The sequence below is a fragment of the Rhodanobacter ginsengisoli genome, from assembly GCF_042657065.1.
Lineage (GTDB): Bacteria > Pseudomonadota > Gammaproteobacteria > Xanthomonadales > Rhodanobacteraceae > Rhodanobacter > Rhodanobacter ginsengisoli.
The window spans coordinates 682,419-696,857 of sequence record NZ_JBHSNF010000001.1; the positions used below are offsets into that span (position 1 = coordinate 682,419).

Annotated in this window: 13 protein-coding genes; 9 read left to right on the top strand and 4 right to left on the bottom strand. The window is 68.2% G+C overall.

The features are described 5' to 3' along the window. The first annotated feature begins 77 nt into the window (after positions 1-77). The 4 genes from ACFPPA_RS02855 to ACFPPA_RS02870 all read left to right on the top strand — a co-directional run bounded on the left by ACFPPA_RS02855 (position 78) and on the right by ACFPPA_RS02870 (position 5,627). A complete protein-coding gene (locus ACFPPA_RS02855; RefSeq protein ID WP_377317078.1) occupies positions 78-1,778 on the top strand; it encodes a tetratricopeptide repeat protein in 1,701 nt (566 codons plus the stop codon). Between the two features lie 7 nt (positions 1,779-1,785). Then, positions 1,786-2,625 carry an NAD-dependent epimerase/dehydratase family protein gene (locus ACFPPA_RS02860; protein WP_377317080.1) on the top strand — a complete coding sequence of 280 codons (840 nt, stop codon included), beginning with the start codon at positions 1,786-1,788 and terminating at the stop codon, positions 2,623-2,625. A gap of 114 nt (positions 2,626-2,739) precedes the next feature. Next, on the top strand, positions 2,740-5,091 hold the full coding sequence (mrcB, locus tag ACFPPA_RS02865; protein WP_377317082.1) for a penicillin-binding protein 1B: 2,352 nt from the start codon (positions 2,740-2,742) through the stop codon (positions 5,089-5,091). Positions 5,092-5,093: 2 nt separating this feature from the next. Then, positions 5,094-5,627: a tetratricopeptide repeat protein gene (locus ACFPPA_RS02870; protein ID WP_377317084.1), complete on the top strand. Its 534-nt coding sequence runs from the start codon at positions 5,094-5,096 to the stop codon at positions 5,625-5,627. A gap of 1 nt (position 5,628) precedes the next feature. Here ACFPPA_RS02870 and ACFPPA_RS02875 read toward each other — a convergent pair whose 3' ends face one another. Next, on the bottom strand, positions 5,629-6,192 hold the full coding sequence (locus ACFPPA_RS02875; RefSeq protein ID WP_377317086.1) for a DUF4166 domain-containing protein: 564 nt from the start codon (positions 6,190-6,192) through the stop codon (positions 5,629-5,631). 16 nt (positions 6,193-6,208) lie between these two features. Continuing rightward, positions 6,209-6,598, bottom strand: coding sequence for an MAPEG family protein (locus tag ACFPPA_RS02880; RefSeq protein ID WP_377317088.1), 390 nt, complete (start codon positions 6,596-6,598; stop codon positions 6,209-6,211). Between the two features lie 114 nt (positions 6,599-6,712). Here ACFPPA_RS02880 and ACFPPA_RS02885 point away from each other — a divergent pair, with 114 nt between their 5' ends. Next, the gene (locus tag ACFPPA_RS02885) at positions 6,713-8,671 is read left to right on the top strand and encodes an ATP-dependent DNA helicase (RefSeq protein WP_377319431.1); all 1,959 of its coding nucleotides are present in this window, start codon (positions 6,713-6,715) and stop codon (positions 8,669-8,671) included. Positions 8,672-8,785: 114 nt separating this feature from the next. Further along, positions 8,786-9,154, top strand: a complete 369-nt coding sequence (locus ACFPPA_RS02890; protein ID WP_377317090.1) for a VOC family protein — start codon at positions 8,786-8,788, stop codon at positions 9,152-9,154. 4 nt (positions 9,155-9,158) lie between these two features. Here ACFPPA_RS02890 and lepB read toward each other — a convergent pair whose 3' ends face one another. After that, positions 9,159-9,833, bottom strand: a complete 675-nt coding sequence (gene lepB, locus ACFPPA_RS02895) for a signal peptidase I (protein ID WP_377317092.1) — start codon at positions 9,831-9,833, stop codon at positions 9,159-9,161. Between the two features lie 198 nt (positions 9,834-10,031). On the opposite strand from lepB, the gene creD reads away from it, so the two are divergent. The 3 genes from creD to ACFPPA_RS02910 all read left to right on the top strand — a co-directional run bounded on the left by creD (position 10,032) and on the right by ACFPPA_RS02910 (position 12,836). After that, the gene (creD, locus tag ACFPPA_RS02900; protein ID WP_377317094.1) at positions 10,032-11,411 is read left to right on the top strand and encodes a cell envelope integrity protein CreD; all 1,380 of its coding nucleotides are present in this window, start codon (positions 10,032-10,034) and stop codon (positions 11,409-11,411) included. Then, complete coding sequence (tsaB, locus tag ACFPPA_RS02905) at positions 11,408-12,100, top strand: tRNA (adenosine(37)-N6)-threonylcarbamoyltransferase complex dimerization subunit type 1 TsaB (RefSeq protein WP_377317096.1); 693 nt, start codon at positions 11,408-11,410, stop codon at positions 12,098-12,100. The genes creD and tsaB overlap by 4 nt, the downstream gene beginning before the upstream one ends. Positions 12,101-12,230: 130 nt before the next feature. Then, positions 12,231-12,836, top strand: coding sequence for a DedA family protein (locus tag ACFPPA_RS02910; RefSeq protein ID WP_377317098.1), 606 nt, complete (start codon positions 12,231-12,233; stop codon positions 12,834-12,836). Between the two features lie 117 nt (positions 12,837-12,953). Here ACFPPA_RS02910 and ACFPPA_RS02915 read toward each other — a convergent pair whose 3' ends face one another. Then, positions 12,954-14,129, bottom strand: a complete 1,176-nt coding sequence (locus ACFPPA_RS02915) for a GGDEF domain-containing protein (RefSeq protein WP_377317100.1) — start codon at positions 14,127-14,129, stop codon at positions 12,954-12,956. Positions 14,130-14,439 lie beyond the last annotated feature (310 nt).

The following is a 14,439-nucleotide window of genomic DNA, read 5'->3' on the forward strand; positions in this document are numbered from 1 at the left end:
AATGCCGGAGCATCGGCGGCATGGCGGTGCGCGGCCCGATGTTAAGCTTGCCCGGCAAGCCTTGACAGCCATGGATCATGAGCGGACGCCGAGACCCGTACAACGCAAGCCCCCATCTTCGCACCGAGCCCACCCTGGGTGAGCTCGATCGCCCGGACGCGCCGCGCGTGCCTGCGGGCGATGGCTTGCCCCAGGTCACGGTCGAGCCGCGCCGCTCGCGCAGCACCCGGGCGGCGTCGCAGGCGCGCCGCAAACGACGCCGATGGCTGCTGCCGTTTCTGCTGCTGCTGGCGATGGTGCTGGTCGGCGCGCTCTGGCTCAACCAGAGCCGCCTGCGCGGCCTGCTGCCACGCACCGATCTCAACAACGTGCTGACCCAGGCGCAACAGGCATTGCAGGCCGGCCATCTGGACGGCCAGGACGGCACCAGCGCACGTGAGCTGTTCCAGAAAGCGGTGGCATTGGAGCCGGACAACGACCTCGCTCGCGCCGGCCTGCGTCAGGTAGGCCAGGCAGAATTGGTACAGGCCGACCAGGCGCTGCAAGCCGGTCAGCTGACCCAGGCCGCGCAGGAGGCCGCGGTCGCGCGCGAATTGCTTGGCGGCGGCCGCGACGTCGACCGGCTCGACAGCCTGATCAGCCATGCACACGCGACCCAGGTGAAGACGGTGGACCTGGTCGATCAGGCACAGCAGGCGTTCGCCGCCGGCAAGCTGGATGGTACCGATGGCGCCGGGGCGCTGTACCTGCGTGTGCTGCACGCGGATCCCGACAATGCGGTGGCGGCGCACGGGCTCGATCAGGTGGGCTACGCGCTGGCGATGCAGGCGCGCAAGGCACTCGACGCGAAGGATGACGCCACGGCCAGTGCGCGCATCGAGCAACTGGCCGCGTTGCAGCCGAACAATGGTGCGTTGCCGGCATTGCGTGCGTTGCAGGCGCAGGCGCGCAAGCAGGACAGCAGCGCGCTGGACGCAGCCATCAAGCAGGGTCAGGACGCGCTGCGTGCCGGCCGTATCGCGGGCGCCGGCGACGACACCGCGCTGGCCCATTTCAAGGCGGCGCTGGCACTCGACCCGGACAATGCACAGGCCCGGGCCGGGTTGGGCCGGGTCGCGCAGGCGTTGACCGTGCAGGCGAACGCGGCGATCGACGGCGGCGACGCGATGCAGGCCGCCAGACTGCTCGACCAGGCGACCGAGCTGGCACCGAAATCGGCGGATCTCGCGGCGGCGCGGGCGCGCCTGGACAACATGAGCGCGCACTCGACGGCGACCGCGACGACCGGGCAGGAGCGTGCACCGGCAGCGCCGCTGGCGGCAGCCGTGCTGTCGCCGCAGCAGAGCGCAGCGGTGGCCCAGCTGGTGCAGCGCGCCCAGGTGGCCGCCAGTCACGGCAACATCATGACTCCGCCCGGTGACAGCGCCTATGACCTGTATCGCAGCGCGCTGGCGATCGACGGCAACAGTGCGGTGGCGCTGCGCGGATTGCAGGCCTTGCCCGGCCAGGTCGAGCAGCAGTTCAACCAGTCGCTGGCGGCGGGCAGGCTGGCCCAGGCCGGCGACATGCTGGCCGACCTGGGCGAACTTTCGCCGGGCGACGCCGCGCAGGCTGCACTCAGCGATCGACTGGCCACTGCCTGGCTGGATCAGGCCGAGCAACAGCTGGCCAGCGGCGATCGCATCGGTGCCGGCCAGTCGCTGGATCATGCGCGCAAGCTGGCGCCGAATCATCCGCGCGTGCTCGATCTGACCGCCCGACTGCAGGGTGGCCGGTGAGCGCCGCATGACGGTACTGGTATTCGGCGGCAGCAGCCAGATCGGTCATTTCCTGTTGCCCCGACTGCTGGCCAGCGGCGAACCGATCCTGGCGCTGAGCCGGCAGCCACGACCGCCGCAGTCCGGCGTGCAGTGGTTGCAGGGGGCGCTGCCCGATGCCGTGCCGGCGCTGCCGGCGTTGTCGGCGATCATCAGTTTCGGCCCATTGCAGGCGCTGGCCGGCTGGCTGGCGCAGGCGCGCTTGAGCGACGCGCCGCGGGTGATCGCCACCAGTTCGATGAGCGCGGAGACCAAACGCGATTCGGCGGTGCCGGCGGAACGCGAGATCTCCCGTCAGCTGCGCGATGGCGAGATCGCGCTGGCCGCGGCCTGCGCCCGCCACGGTTGTGCCTGGACCGTGCTGCGACCGACCCTGGTCTACGGTGCCGGGCTCGACCGCAGCCTGACCCCGATCGCGCGCCGGGCGATGCGCCTGCGGCTGTTCCCGTTGCCGTCCGGCCAGGGCCTGCGCCAGCCGGTGCATGCCGACGATATCGCGCAGGCGGTGCTGGCGGCGCTCGACTGCCCGGCGGCGAGCGGGCAGATTCTTCCGATCGGCGGCGGCGAGCGACTGCCCAGCGGACAGATGTTTGCGCGGGTGCGCCGCAGCCTGCCGCGCGCCACCGTACCGCTGCCGTTGCCGGCGTGGCTGCTGCGCATGGGACGGCAACTGCTGCCGCCGTTGCGTGGCCCGCTGAGCCGCCTGGACAGCGATCTGGTGGCGGACAACGGTGAACTGCACCGATTGCTCGGTGTCCATCCGAGACCGTTCCAGCCCGAGTCGTCGATGTGGATCCCGCCGCGCTGACGCACACTTTCCGCATTGCCCGCGTTTTGCCCGCAAATCGGCCGCTGCGTTCATATGCGCGCCGGTATGCAGGCCCTATGATCGAACCCTCCTGATTGCCGGATTCCCCCCACGTTGGCTTTTCTGACCCGCACTCGTTCGTTCGCACGCCGCAGCTGGCCATGGCTGCGCATCCCGTTCTGGATCGGCATGGGCCTGCTGTTCGGCTTCGTGCTGCCTTACACACTGGTGTTGAACAAGCGCGTGCAGGATCGCTTCAGCGACCTGGTATTCGCGGTGCCCACGCGAGTCTACGCACGGCCACTGCCGCTGGCTGCCGGGGTGCCGATGACACCGGCGGCGCTGGAGCTCGAGCTCACCTTCGCCGGCTACAGCCACGACGGACACGGCGAGGTGGCCGGCAGCTGGGTGAAGCATGGCGTGCACTACACGATTTCCTCGCGCGGCTACGCCGGGCCCGACGGTGGCGAACTGCCCAAGCGCATCCAGGTGACGCTCGGCAGGGGCATCGTGCAGTCGGTTGAGGATGCGCGCAGCGGCAAGCCGATCGCCCTGGCGCATCTGGATCCGGCGCGCATCGCCACCCTCTACGGCGCCACCCAGGAAGAGCGCCGCTTCGTTCGTCTGGCCGACGTGCCGCCTTTGCTGATCAATGGCCTGCAGGCAGTCGAGGACCGCAATTTCAAGCATCACATCGGCATCGACTTCGGTGCGATCGCGCGCGCCGCGTTCGCCAACCTGCGAGCCGGGCATACCGTGCAGGGTGGCTCGACGCTGACCCAGCAGCTGGTGCGCAACCTGTTCCTCAGTCGCGACCAGAACTTCACGCGCAAGATCAACGAGGCGTTGATGTCGCTGCTGCTGGAGGCGCACTACAGCAAGGGGCGGATCCTCGAGGCCTACGTCAACGACGTGTTCCTCGGTCAGCAGGGTGGCCAGGCGGTGCACGGTTTCGCCGCTGCGTCGGAGTTCTACTTCGGCCGCCGCCTGCAGGACCTGCGCCCGCAGGAGATCGCGCTGCTGGTCGGCATGGTCAAGGGGCCGAGCTACTACGATCCGCGCCGTTCGCCGAAACGTGCGCTGGTCCGCCGCAACCTGGTGTTGCAGGAGTTCGCCGACACGGGCCTGCTGAGCGCCGCGCAGCTCAATGCCGCCCAGGCCGCCTCGCTGGATGTCGTCAGCAATGGCCAGTTGCCACACAACCGCTTCCCCGCGTTCATGGATCTGGTGCGCAAGCAGATCACCGCCGACTTCGACGAGAAGGCCCTGCGCGAGGGCAACCTGTCGATCTTCACCACGCTCGATCCGGCGGCCCAGCTGTACACCGAGCAGGCGATCACCAGCACGCTGAAAAGCCTGGGCAAGCGCGGCAACGGCGTGCAGGCGGCGGCGGTGGTGACCAACGCGCACAGTGGCAGCGTGCTGGCCGTGGTCGGCAGCAGCACGCCGGGTGATCCGGGCTTCAATCGCGCACTCGACGCGCGCCGGTCGATCGGTTCGACGATCAAGCCGTTCGTCTACCTGGTGGCGCTGACCCAGCCCGAGCGCTGGAACCTGGCCACTCTGCTCGATGACGGCCCGGTCAGCATGCGCCAGCCCGACGGCAGCACCTGGACACCGCAGAACGACGACCACCGCAGCCACGACCCGCTGACGATGGTCGATGCGCTGGCGCATTCGTGGAACCTGGCGACGATTCATCTGGGCATGGCAGTAGGCCTGCCGCGGATCGTCTCGTTCCTCGAATCGTTCGGCCTCACCGACGTCAACCCCAGCCCTTCGCTGCTGATCGGTGCGATCGACCTGGCTCCGCTGCAGGTGACCCAGCTGTATCAGTACCTGGCCGCCGACGGACACGCGCTGCCGCTGGTGGCGGTGCGTGGCGTACTCGACGGCAATGGCCGCACGATCAAGCGCTATCAGGTGCAGGGCGGCAACGGCGAATACCAGGAGGCGGTGCGGCTGACCACCTGGGCGATGCAGCAGGTGGCGGAATACGGCACCGCCAGCGCCATCGGCAATTCCGGCCTGGCCTGGTTGCATGCCGCCGGCAAGACCGGCACCAGCAACGACATGCGCGACAGCTGGTTCGCCGGGTTCACCGGCGAACACCTGGCGGTGTTCTGGCTGGGCCGCGACGACAACAAGCCGACCACCCTGTTCGGTGCCAGCGGCGGCCTGCGCGCCTGGCGCGACCTGTTCTCCAAGCTGCCCACCCGACCGCTGTCGGCGGCGCCCGGCGCCGGTCTGGAAATGGCCTGGGTCAACCCGGCCGACGGCAAGCGCACCGAGTCGCAATGCCAGGGGGCGCAGCAGGTGCCGGTGGTTGCCGGCAGCCTGCCTGCCGATACCGAAGGCTGTTTCTGGCAGGGCGTGCAAAGCCTGTTCGGCGGCGGTGACCATCCGCCGCCGAATGGCGGCACGCCCCCTCCCGCGCAACCTTCCGGCACCCCGACCAGGAATTGATCATGCCGCTCCCGTTCAAGCGTCTTCGCCTGTTGTCCGTGCCGCTGCTCGCCATGCTGGCCGCCGGCTGCAGCCTGTTTGCCTCCAAGCCTCCGGCGGCCCGACCGCCGGCGACGCCGAGCCACGATCTGGTGGCCTCCATCCGTGCGGCAGGCGAGCACGAAACCTCGATCATCAGCGTCAACCCGCTGCGCGATCCGGCGGTCACCGCGCTGCAGGATGCCGCCCAACACGACGAACAGACGGGCAGGTTTGCCGACGCCGCGGGCAAGCTCGATCAGGCGATCAAGCTCAATCCGGACGCACCCGACCTGTTGCAGGAGCGCGCCGAGGCGGCGATCGGCATGCGGGATTTCGCTCGCGCCGAGCAGCTGGCGCGGCAGTCGTGGTCGCTGGGCCCGAAACTGGGCCCGCTGTGTGCGCGCAACTGGCAGACCATCGTGGAGACACGTCTGCAGGCCGGTGATCGTTTCGGTGCAGCTACGGCGCGCAAGGATGTGCAGGCATGCCACAAGGCCGGCGTTCCGCGCTATTGAGTCAATCGGTCACGGCGAGGAGAAGTCCGCCGTAGCGCAGTACCTCGCCGAGCAGGGGCAAGGCGAAACTGACGCTGAAGCGGTAGTGGCCGCCTTCCACGCGCTTGAACGCCTCGCTGCGTGGCAACAGCCAGCGAGGCAGGCGCCAGCGACCGCGTTGCGCGCCGATGCAGCGCCAGTACCAGCCGCCGTCAACGACATCGACCTGCAGCCGCAATGCGATCGCGGCCGTCTGCTCGATCCAGCAACCGTCGGGCCAGTGGCCGAGCGGAAGAAAGGTCGACGGAAAGCGTTGTCCCTGATCGAAGCGCCGATCCCAGTGCAGCAGTCCGTCGTGATGACTGATGGTCACCTCGAGCTGGTGGGTTCCCGCCTCCGGGGGAATGCCGAGCCGGCGCGCAATCCGGCGGCCCGTCGCGCCCGCCAGGCCGCGCCCGAACGAAACCTCGACGGGGCCGCGCAGCCGTCCGCCGTGGCGATGCAATGACTGCAGCAGCGGATGCAGCCGGGTGAAGTTCGATCCGAACCACGCGCTTGCGACCGTGTCACCGGTGTCCGTCGTCACGGCGGGCCGGCGCAAGTCAGAACAACGCCGCCAGCACCATCACGATGCCGACGATACTGACCGTCCAGATCAGCGTGCGCAGGTAGGGAATGCCGGCGGCGTATACCGGCACGTAGGCCACGCGCGCCCAGAAGTAGAGTTGCGCGCCGAGCACGATCATGCCGTTGTGGCGCTGCAGGGCGAACGCGAGCAGCACGGCCGCCGCAAACAGCGGGAAGGTTTCCAGGAAGTTGCCGCGGGCACGATCCAGACGCCCGACGACGCCGGTCAGCAGCCTGGCATCGCCGTCGCGCGCGCTGGTCGCCCAGCCCAGTCCGCGCTGCACCGTCGAACCGGTGGCGGCAATCACGATCTGCAGCAGTCCCAGCGCGACACTCGCCGTCAGCAGGCACAATTCGGTCGTCATGATGCGTTTCCCCTGTTGAGTTGTGCGGCCATGGTGAATCAATCCGCCGGCCCCTGCCAGCTGCCGTGGCTGCCACGGGTATGCCGCTTGCCGGTGCTGGGCGATACTGCGTCGATGATGGATCTCGATACCAACGACGGCGATGACGTCGAAGCCCTGCTCGGCGCCGAAGGCCCGTTCGCCCGCGAACTGCCGAACTTCGCCCCGCGCGAGGCGCAGCAGACGATGGCGCGGGCGGTGCAGCAGGCGATTGCCGCACGCGACACGCTGATCGCCGAGGCCGGCACCGGTACCGGCAAGACCTATGCCTATCTGGTGCCGGCGCTGCTGTCGGGCGAGCGGGTGATCATCTCCACCGGCACCAAGGCGCTGCAGGATCAGTTGTATTTCCGCGATCTGCCGAAGGTGCGTTCGGTGCTGGGCGCCCGCCTGAAGACTGCCTTGCTGAAGGGGCGCGCGAACTATCTGTGCCTGTACCGGCTCGACCAGACCGTGCGCGAGGGTGCCACTTTCGAGCGAGCGCAGGCGGCGCAGCTGGCGACGATCCGCGCGTGGTCCGCGCGCACCCGTCGCGGCGACCGGATGGAGCTGGCCGAGGTGCCGGAGGAATCGCCGCTGTGGCCACGGGTCACCTCGACGCCGGAAAACTGCCTGGGCGTGGAGTGCCCGTTCTTCGACGACTGCCACGTGGTGAAGGCCCGCCGCGAGGCCCTGGAGGCGGACGTGGTGGTGGTCAACCATCACCTGCTGTTCGCCGACCTGGCGCTGAAACAGGAAGGCTTCGGCGAGATCCTGCCCGGCGCGGCGGCTTTCATCCTCGACGAGGCACACCAGATTCCCGAACTGGCCGGACAGTTCTTCTCGCAGAGCATCAGCGCGCGCCAGCTGACCGAGCTGGCGCAGGATGCGCTGGCCGAATGCGGCGGCGTCACCGGTGCGATCGGGTTGCTGCTGGAGCCGGTGGAGGCGTTGCAGGATGCGGCGCGACGCCTGCGCCTGGCGATGGATCCGTTGCCGCAGCGCGGCGCGTTCCAGCAACTGGAGGACCGCGCCGGCGTGCCCGGGGCGCTGCACGACCTGCGCGAACTGCTGGCCACGCTGACCGAACTGCTCGCCTCGCAGGCGGAACGCTCGCGCGGCTTCGCGAACCTGCACGAACGCGCCGTGCTGTTCACCTCGCGGCTCGACCGCATCGTCGAAGGCCACGGCGATCGCGATGTCCGCTGGTACGAGCAGTACCCGCGCGGCTTCGCGCTGTACGCCACGCCGCTGGACCTGGCCGTGCCGATGCGCGGCCTGCGCGAGCGCACCCAGGCGGCATGGATCCATACCTCGGCCACGCTGTCGGTCGCCGGCAACTTCGACCACTTCGCCCGCCAGCTCGGGCTGGACGATCCGCGCACGCTGAGCCTGGACAGCCCGTTCGACTATGCCCGGCAGGCGCTGTGCTACCTGCCGCCCGCGCTGCCCGACCCGAATGCGCGCGACTACATCGACAAGGTGATCGAGGCGGTGTTGCCGGTGCTGCAGGCATCGAACGGTCGGGCGTTCCTATTGTTCACTTCGCATCGCGCGCTGCGCCGCGCCGCCGAGCTGCTGCAGGAAAAAGTGCCTTGGCCGCTGTTCGTGCAAGGCACCGCACCGCGGCCGCGACTGCTGGAGGAGTTCCGTGCCAGCGGCCACGGCGTGCTGCTGGGTGCGGCCAGTTTCTGGGAAGGCGTCGACGTGGTCGGCGAGGCGCTCAGCGTGGTGGTGATCGACAAGCTGCCGTTCGCCGCGCCGGACGATCCGGTGCTGATGGCACGGCTGGCGGCGCTGGAGCAGTCCGGCGTCAACCCGTTCATGGGCTGGCAGGTGCCCAGCGCGGTGATCGCGTTGAAGCAGGGTGCCGGCCGGCTGATCCGCGACGTGCACGATCGCGGCGTGCTGGTGCTGTGCGATCCGCGGCTGACCACGAAGGGTTATGGACGCCTGTTCCTGGCCAGCCTGCCGCCGATGCCGCGAACGAACGAACTGGCGCAGGTGCAGGCATTCTTCGATGATGTAGCCGTGGACGTGACGGCCGATCGGTAGAAGCGCACCCTGTGGGAGCGACTTCAGTCGCGAAGACTGTTTCGGTACACACGGCAAAGGCATCGCGGCTGAAGCCGCTCCCGCAAAGACAGCAGTTTCGACAGGAGGCAGGTCATGGCCAGGGTCACCGGACTGGGCGGCATCTTCTTCAAGTCGCGCGACCCGACCGCGCTGGCCGCGTGGTACGCGGAGCATCTCGGCCTGCAGGTCGACGACTGGGGCGGCGTGCGTTTCGACGAGGACGAGGAGCGTCCCGGCTACACTCTGTGGTCGGCGTTTGCTGCCGACACCACCTACTTCGCGCCCAGCACGCAGCCGTTCATGGTGAATTTCCGCGTCGACGATCTCGACGCATTGCTGGCGCAACTGCGCGCTGCCGGCGTCGAAGTCGACCCGCGCATCGAAGAAAGCGAGTTCGGCCGTTTCGGCTGGATCATGGATCCCGACGGCACCCGCATCGAGCTGTGGCAGCCGCCGGCGTGAGGCGTCAATCGAGCCTTGCGCCGAAGCGATCCGCGCGCGGCAGGTAGTGATCGGCCGGGTCCAGCGACGCCACCACGTGGCGTGAGCGGCCCAGGAATTCGTTGCGCGGGAAGAATCCGAAGTAGCGGGAGTCCATGCTGTTGTCGCGGTCGTCGCCGAGCAGCAGGTACTGGCCGGCCGGCACCGTCACCGGGCCGAAGTTGCTGGCGCGCCCGGGCCCGGCGTCGGACAGGCGTATCGCGTGGCGCATGCTGCCGTAGCGTTCGATTTCGTAATGCGCCGGGTCCAGTCGATCGTCGTGGATGCCGCTGCGGGCAGTCGGGCGGTAACTGGCGGCAAGGCCATTGATGAAGAGCACGTTGTTGCGCATGGCGACCTGGTCGCCGGGCAAGCCGATCACCCTTTTCACCAATCGCTCGTGGGCGGCGTGCGAATCCAGCACCACGATGTCGCCGCGCTGCGGGTCGGCCAGGTGCAGCAGGCTGATGTGGGTCAGCGGCAGGCGCAGGTCATAGGCCATGCGGTCGACCAGGATGCGGTCGCCGATGTGGATGGTGGGCTGCATCGAGCCGGTCGGCACCACGTTCCAGTCGGCCACGGCACTGCGGAACATGATCATGCACAACAGGAAGGTGATGAAGCCCTTGTTGCGGGCCAGAAACGTTGCGATCTTGCGCATGGTTCCCCTCCGATGGACGAATGCGTGGCCCCGGGCGGGGCGATTTCACCGATGGCTTCTGCAAGTGACCGCCACCGCCGGGCGAAGTTGCACGAACATCGCAAAGTCAGATTGTCGCCCCCGCGGCGGCCCCGCTCGCCTGCGGCCGGGCCGTTGCGACTGCTGTGATCGACGCTCCATTCGAGGGAGGAGCGTGTGATGGCTGCATGGACACAGACGGTGACCGCCAAGGTGCTCGGCATCGGCGTGCTGGCGCTGCTGATGACGATACCGCTGATGCAGGTGAATGGCCTGGTGCAGGAGCGGCAGCAGCTGCGCGAGACGGCGGTCACGCAGATCGCGCAGGGCTGGGGCGGCGACCAGGTGCTCGGTGGCCCGGTGCTGGTGGTGCCGACCATGCGCCAGGTCGGCGTGGCGGAAAACCAGCCGTACCAGCTGCGCGCAGGCAGCGAGAGCATGCTCGCCGACACGCTGAAGATGGACGTGGCGATGTCGGTGCAGACCCGCAGCTACGGCATCTACAGCGTGCCGGTATTCGTCTCCACGGTGAAACTCAGCGCGCAGTTCCGGGCGCAGGACCTGGCCCGCTTCCGCCACGGCAGCAGCGCGTCATGGCAGGGTGGCAAGGCCGAATTGCGGTTGCCGATCGGCGACCTGCGCGGGCTGCGGGAAATCACCGACCTGCGCATCAACGGCAGGCCCGCCCGCTTCGATTCGTCGGCAGAGCGGCTGGGTCCGTGGCCGAACGTGGTGGTGCCGATCGATCTGGATGCGCTGGCAGATCAATCCATCGACGTGGAGATCGGACTCGAGCTGGCCGGCACCGAATCGCTGCAGTTGCTGCCGCTGGCCCGCAGTACCGACGTGAACATGCGCGCGCCGTGGCGCGACCCCAGTTTCGTGGGCGCGGCGCTGCCGCTGGAGCATCAGCTCGACACCCACGGCTTCAGCGCGCACTGGCACCTGCTCGATCTGAACCGCAGTTACGGCCAGCACTGGAGCGATACCGACGACGGCATGAAACCGGCGCTGCAGGCGTCGAGCTTCGGCGTGCAGCTGTACCAGCCGGTGGACGTGTACCAGCGCAACGTGCGCGCCGGCAAATACGGCCTGCTGTTCATCGCGATGACGTTCGTTGCGTTCTTCCTGTTCGAGGTGCTCCGTCGGCTGCGCGTGCACCCGGTGCAATACCTGCTGGTCGGTACCGCGCTGGCCACGTTCTATGTCGTGCTGCTGGCACTGTCCGAACAGATCGGCTTCGGCGCGGCGTATGCGCTGGCCGCGTCGGCGGTGGTGCTGATCGTGGGCGGCTACGCGATGGCGGTCCTGCGGGCCCGGCGCGCCGGGATGCTGCTGGGCGGCGTGCTGGGGCTGATCTACGCGATGCTGTACGGGTTGATCGCGGCCGAGCAGTACGCCTTGCTGATCGGTGCCCTGGTGTTGCTGGTGATGGTGGCGCTGATGATGTACCTGACCCGCCGCATCGACTGGTATGCCTACGTGCCGATGACCCCGGGACCGACCACCGCGGCAGCGGCCTCGTCCGGGCCGCCAGCCGCTATCATGGAACGATCATGAATCTGCTCGCCATCGAAACCGCCACCGAAGCCTGCTCCGTCGCGCTGATCCACGGCGACGAACTGATCGCCCGCAGCGAGATCGCGCCACGTCGGCATACCGAACTGGTCCTGCCGATGGCCGACGCGCTGCTGGCCGAAGCCGGCATCGGCCGGCTGGCGCTGGACGCGATCGCGGTGGGCCGAGGGCCCGGCGCGTTCACCGGCGTGCGACTGGGCGTGTCGCTGGCGCAGGGCATGGCGCTGGCGCTGGATCTGCCGGTGATCACCATCTCCTCGCTGGCCGCGCTGGCGCTGGAAGCGCCGGAAGAGGAGCACACCGCGATCCTGGCCGTGATCGACGCACGCATGGGCGAGATCTACGCCGCCTGCTACCGCCGCGACGGCAACGGCGGCCTGGTCGCACTGGACAAGGAGCGGGTCTGCACCGCGGACACGCTGTCGCTGCCCGAGGCCGCCACATGGCAGGTGGTCGGCAGCGGCTGGGCCACCTATGCCACGGTGCTGAGCCAGCGCCTCACCGGCATCCTGCATTCCGCCGACGGCATGCGTTACCCGCAGGCCGCGCATGTCGCCGAACTGGCGATGCGCGAGTTCAGGGCCGGTCGCGTGCTGGCGCCCGAGCTGGCCCTGCCGGTGTACCTGCGCGACAAGGTGGCATTGACGCTGGTGGAGCAGGGCAAGGCCTGAGTGGATCGGTCCGGGGCCATGCGCGGCCATGCGCTTCCTCCGGCGCCGCTGGCACAGCCATCTCCATCGACGCGGTACCATGACGCTTCATCGTTGAGAAAGTGGCGGGTGCCGCATGCTGGGAAAATGGTTGGCTCTGCTCGCCAGTGCGGTCATCGCGGTGATCTCCCGGCTGGGATACCTGGGCATCGTGCTGCTGATGGGCATCGAGAGTGCCTGCATTCCGTTGCCCTCCGAGATCATCATGCCGTTTTCGGGCTACCTGGTATCCCAGGGCACGCTGACGCTGGGCATGGTCGCCCTGGCCGGAGCGGTCGGTTGCCTGATCGGGTCATGGCTGGCTTACGCCGTCGGGGCGTGGGGCGGTCGCCCGCTGATCGAGCGCTACGGCAAGTACATGTTGATCTCCAGCCACGACCTCGATCTGGCCGATCGCTGGTTTCAACGACACGGCGACATCACCATCTTCGTCGGTCGCCTGCTGCCAGTCATCCGCACCTTCATCGCCTTTCCTGCCGGCGTGGTGCGCATGTCGCCATGGCGATTCAGTGTGTACACCTTCCTCGGCTCCTTCCTCTGGTGCTGGGGCCTGGCCTGGATCGGCATGAAGCTGGGCGAACACTGGGACACGCTGGGTGTCTATTTCCATCGCTTCGACGGGTTGATCGCCGGCGGCCTGCTCATCGCCATCGGGCTCTATGTGTGGCGTCACCTTCGCCAGATGCGGCGTGCCTGAGCCGGCGACTCCGGTGGGTGGCGGGGCGCAGCAGGTCCGGTCTCCCGGTCGGCAAGCGCACGAAACTCGCCGGGACCGACCTTGTCGTCCCTGATCCGGGCTGTGCCCCTGGCCTGACTAGGTCGTCGTCTCTTTCAGTCGCACCGCATTGCGTCCCGATGCCTTCGCCTCGTACATCGCCGCATCCGCACGTGCCACCGCATCCTCCACGGCCTCGTCCCGGCGGCATTCGGTCACGCCCGCCGAAAATGTCAGCGGTGGCCCGCCGGCATGGGGCATCGTGGGCATCCGTTTGAGCAGGCGCCGGATGATCGTTGCCGCTTGCGCTGCGCGGGTGTCCGGCAGCAGTACCAGAAACTCCTCACCACCCCAGCGCGCAATCAGGTCGCAGGCGCGCAGCGTGGCCACGGCTTCGGCGGCAAATGCCTGCAGCACGTGGTCGCCGAAGGCATGGCCATGGGTGTCGTTGATCCGTTTGAAGAAGTCGAGATCGATGATCACCACGCTGAACGGGCTGCCATGGCGCTGAAAGCGGCTGAGTTCCTGGGCCAGCCGTTGCTGGATGTGGCGCCGATTGACCAGTTCGGTCAGATCGTCGTGGGTGGCCAGTCGCTGGACTTCCTCCATCGCTTCGGACAATGCGCTGCGCTGCGAGCGGAGCTTGTAGCGAAGCATCGACAAGCGCGCCGCGGTGACCGACAAGGCCGGCAGCACGATGATGATCATCAGCACGTTGATCTGATCCAGGCGCAGCTCGCTCGTCTTGAGCAGGCCGCCGGGGTCGCCGGTTCTTGACGTTTCCAGCACCGCCACCGTGGCGACCAGGCTGACGAGAGTCAACAGTGTCAGCCACATGATCCGGCGCCAGCTCAGCGAAAAGGCACCGAAGGCGAAGATCAGCAGCAGGGGATAGAGGGTCGCGCCACGGGCCGGTCCGCAGAGCACGTAGCCCCATTCCACGCCGATGGAGCCCAGTATCATCTGCGCCGTGGTGAGTGCGGGGTCGGCGAAGCGCTCGCTCCATCCGCTGCGCAGCGCCACGTAGACGCCGGTCAGGAACAACACCAGAAAGGCGCACCAGCCGGCATAGCCGATTTCATCGGCGGAACCTGGCCGCAAGGCGAACTTCACCACCAGCGCGCTGCTCGCGTAGACGATGACGGTGATCCCCCACTGGGTGATCCGGATTCGCCGCCGCGGGTCCGTGCTCAGGAACAACTCCGACAGACGTTGTGGCCACGGCGGCGCGGACTGAGTGTCGGCGCCTGCCGAGTTCGCGCGATCCGGCGACATGGACGTTCACCTTCTTTGGTTGCCGTGGCAGTGGACACGTGGGCGTCAGAGACTCGACGAGCCATCGGCACCCGGTTCATCCGGCTGCCGTCACGCCTTCCACCCTGCATCATGTGTTGTCCCGGCGTTCGCGGCCGGTGGGGCTTGTCCGAATTCGAAGGGGGATCAACCCAAGATGACGGCAGCTGACGGGTGGACTTGAGCCCCCGGCAGCCGGAATGTGTCCACGTTCGGGGAATGGCGCCAAGACAACGGTGACGACTCACCGCTGAGGGGTCGCGCGATCATCCCCCGCGAGGGAAGTGCGCCG

What these genes read in the sequence shown, in the direction of transcription:
- ACFPPA_RS02855 (WP_377317078.1), top strand. Translation starts at nt 78, where the DNA reads ATGAGCGGACGCCGAGACCCGTACAACGCAAGCCCCCATCTTCGCACC.
- ACFPPA_RS02860 (WP_377317080.1), top strand. Translation starts at nt 1,786, where the DNA reads ATGACGGTACTGGTATTCGGCGGCAGCAGCCAGATCGGTCATTTCCTG.
- ACFPPA_RS02870 (WP_377317084.1), top strand. Translation starts at nt 5,094, where the DNA reads ATGCCGCTCCCGTTCAAGCGTCTTCGCCTGTTGTCCGTGCCGCTGCTC.
- ACFPPA_RS02880 (WP_377317088.1), bottom strand. Translation starts at nt 6,598, where the DNA reads ATGACGACCGAATTGTGCCTGCTGACGGCGAGTGTCGCGCTGGGACTG.
- ACFPPA_RS02885 (WP_377319431.1), top strand. Translation starts at nt 6,713, where the DNA reads ATGATGGATCTCGATACCAACGACGGCGATGACGTCGAAGCCCTGCTC.
- ACFPPA_RS02890 (WP_377317090.1), top strand. Translation starts at nt 8,786, where the DNA reads ATGGCCAGGGTCACCGGACTGGGCGGCATCTTCTTCAAGTCGCGCGAC.
- lepB (WP_377317092.1), bottom strand. Translation starts at nt 9,833, where the DNA reads ATGCGCAAGATCGCAACGTTTCTGGCCCGCAACAAGGGCTTCATCACC.
- creD (WP_377317094.1), top strand. Translation starts at nt 10,032, where the DNA reads ATGGCTGCATGGACACAGACGGTGACCGCCAAGGTGCTCGGCATCGGC.
- tsaB (WP_377317096.1), top strand. Translation starts at nt 11,408, where the DNA reads ATGAATCTGCTCGCCATCGAAACCGCCACCGAAGCCTGCTCCGTCGCG.
- ACFPPA_RS02915 (WP_377317100.1), bottom strand. Translation starts at nt 14,129, where the DNA reads ATGTCGCCGGATCGCGCGAACTCGGCAGGCGCCGACACTCAGTCCGCG.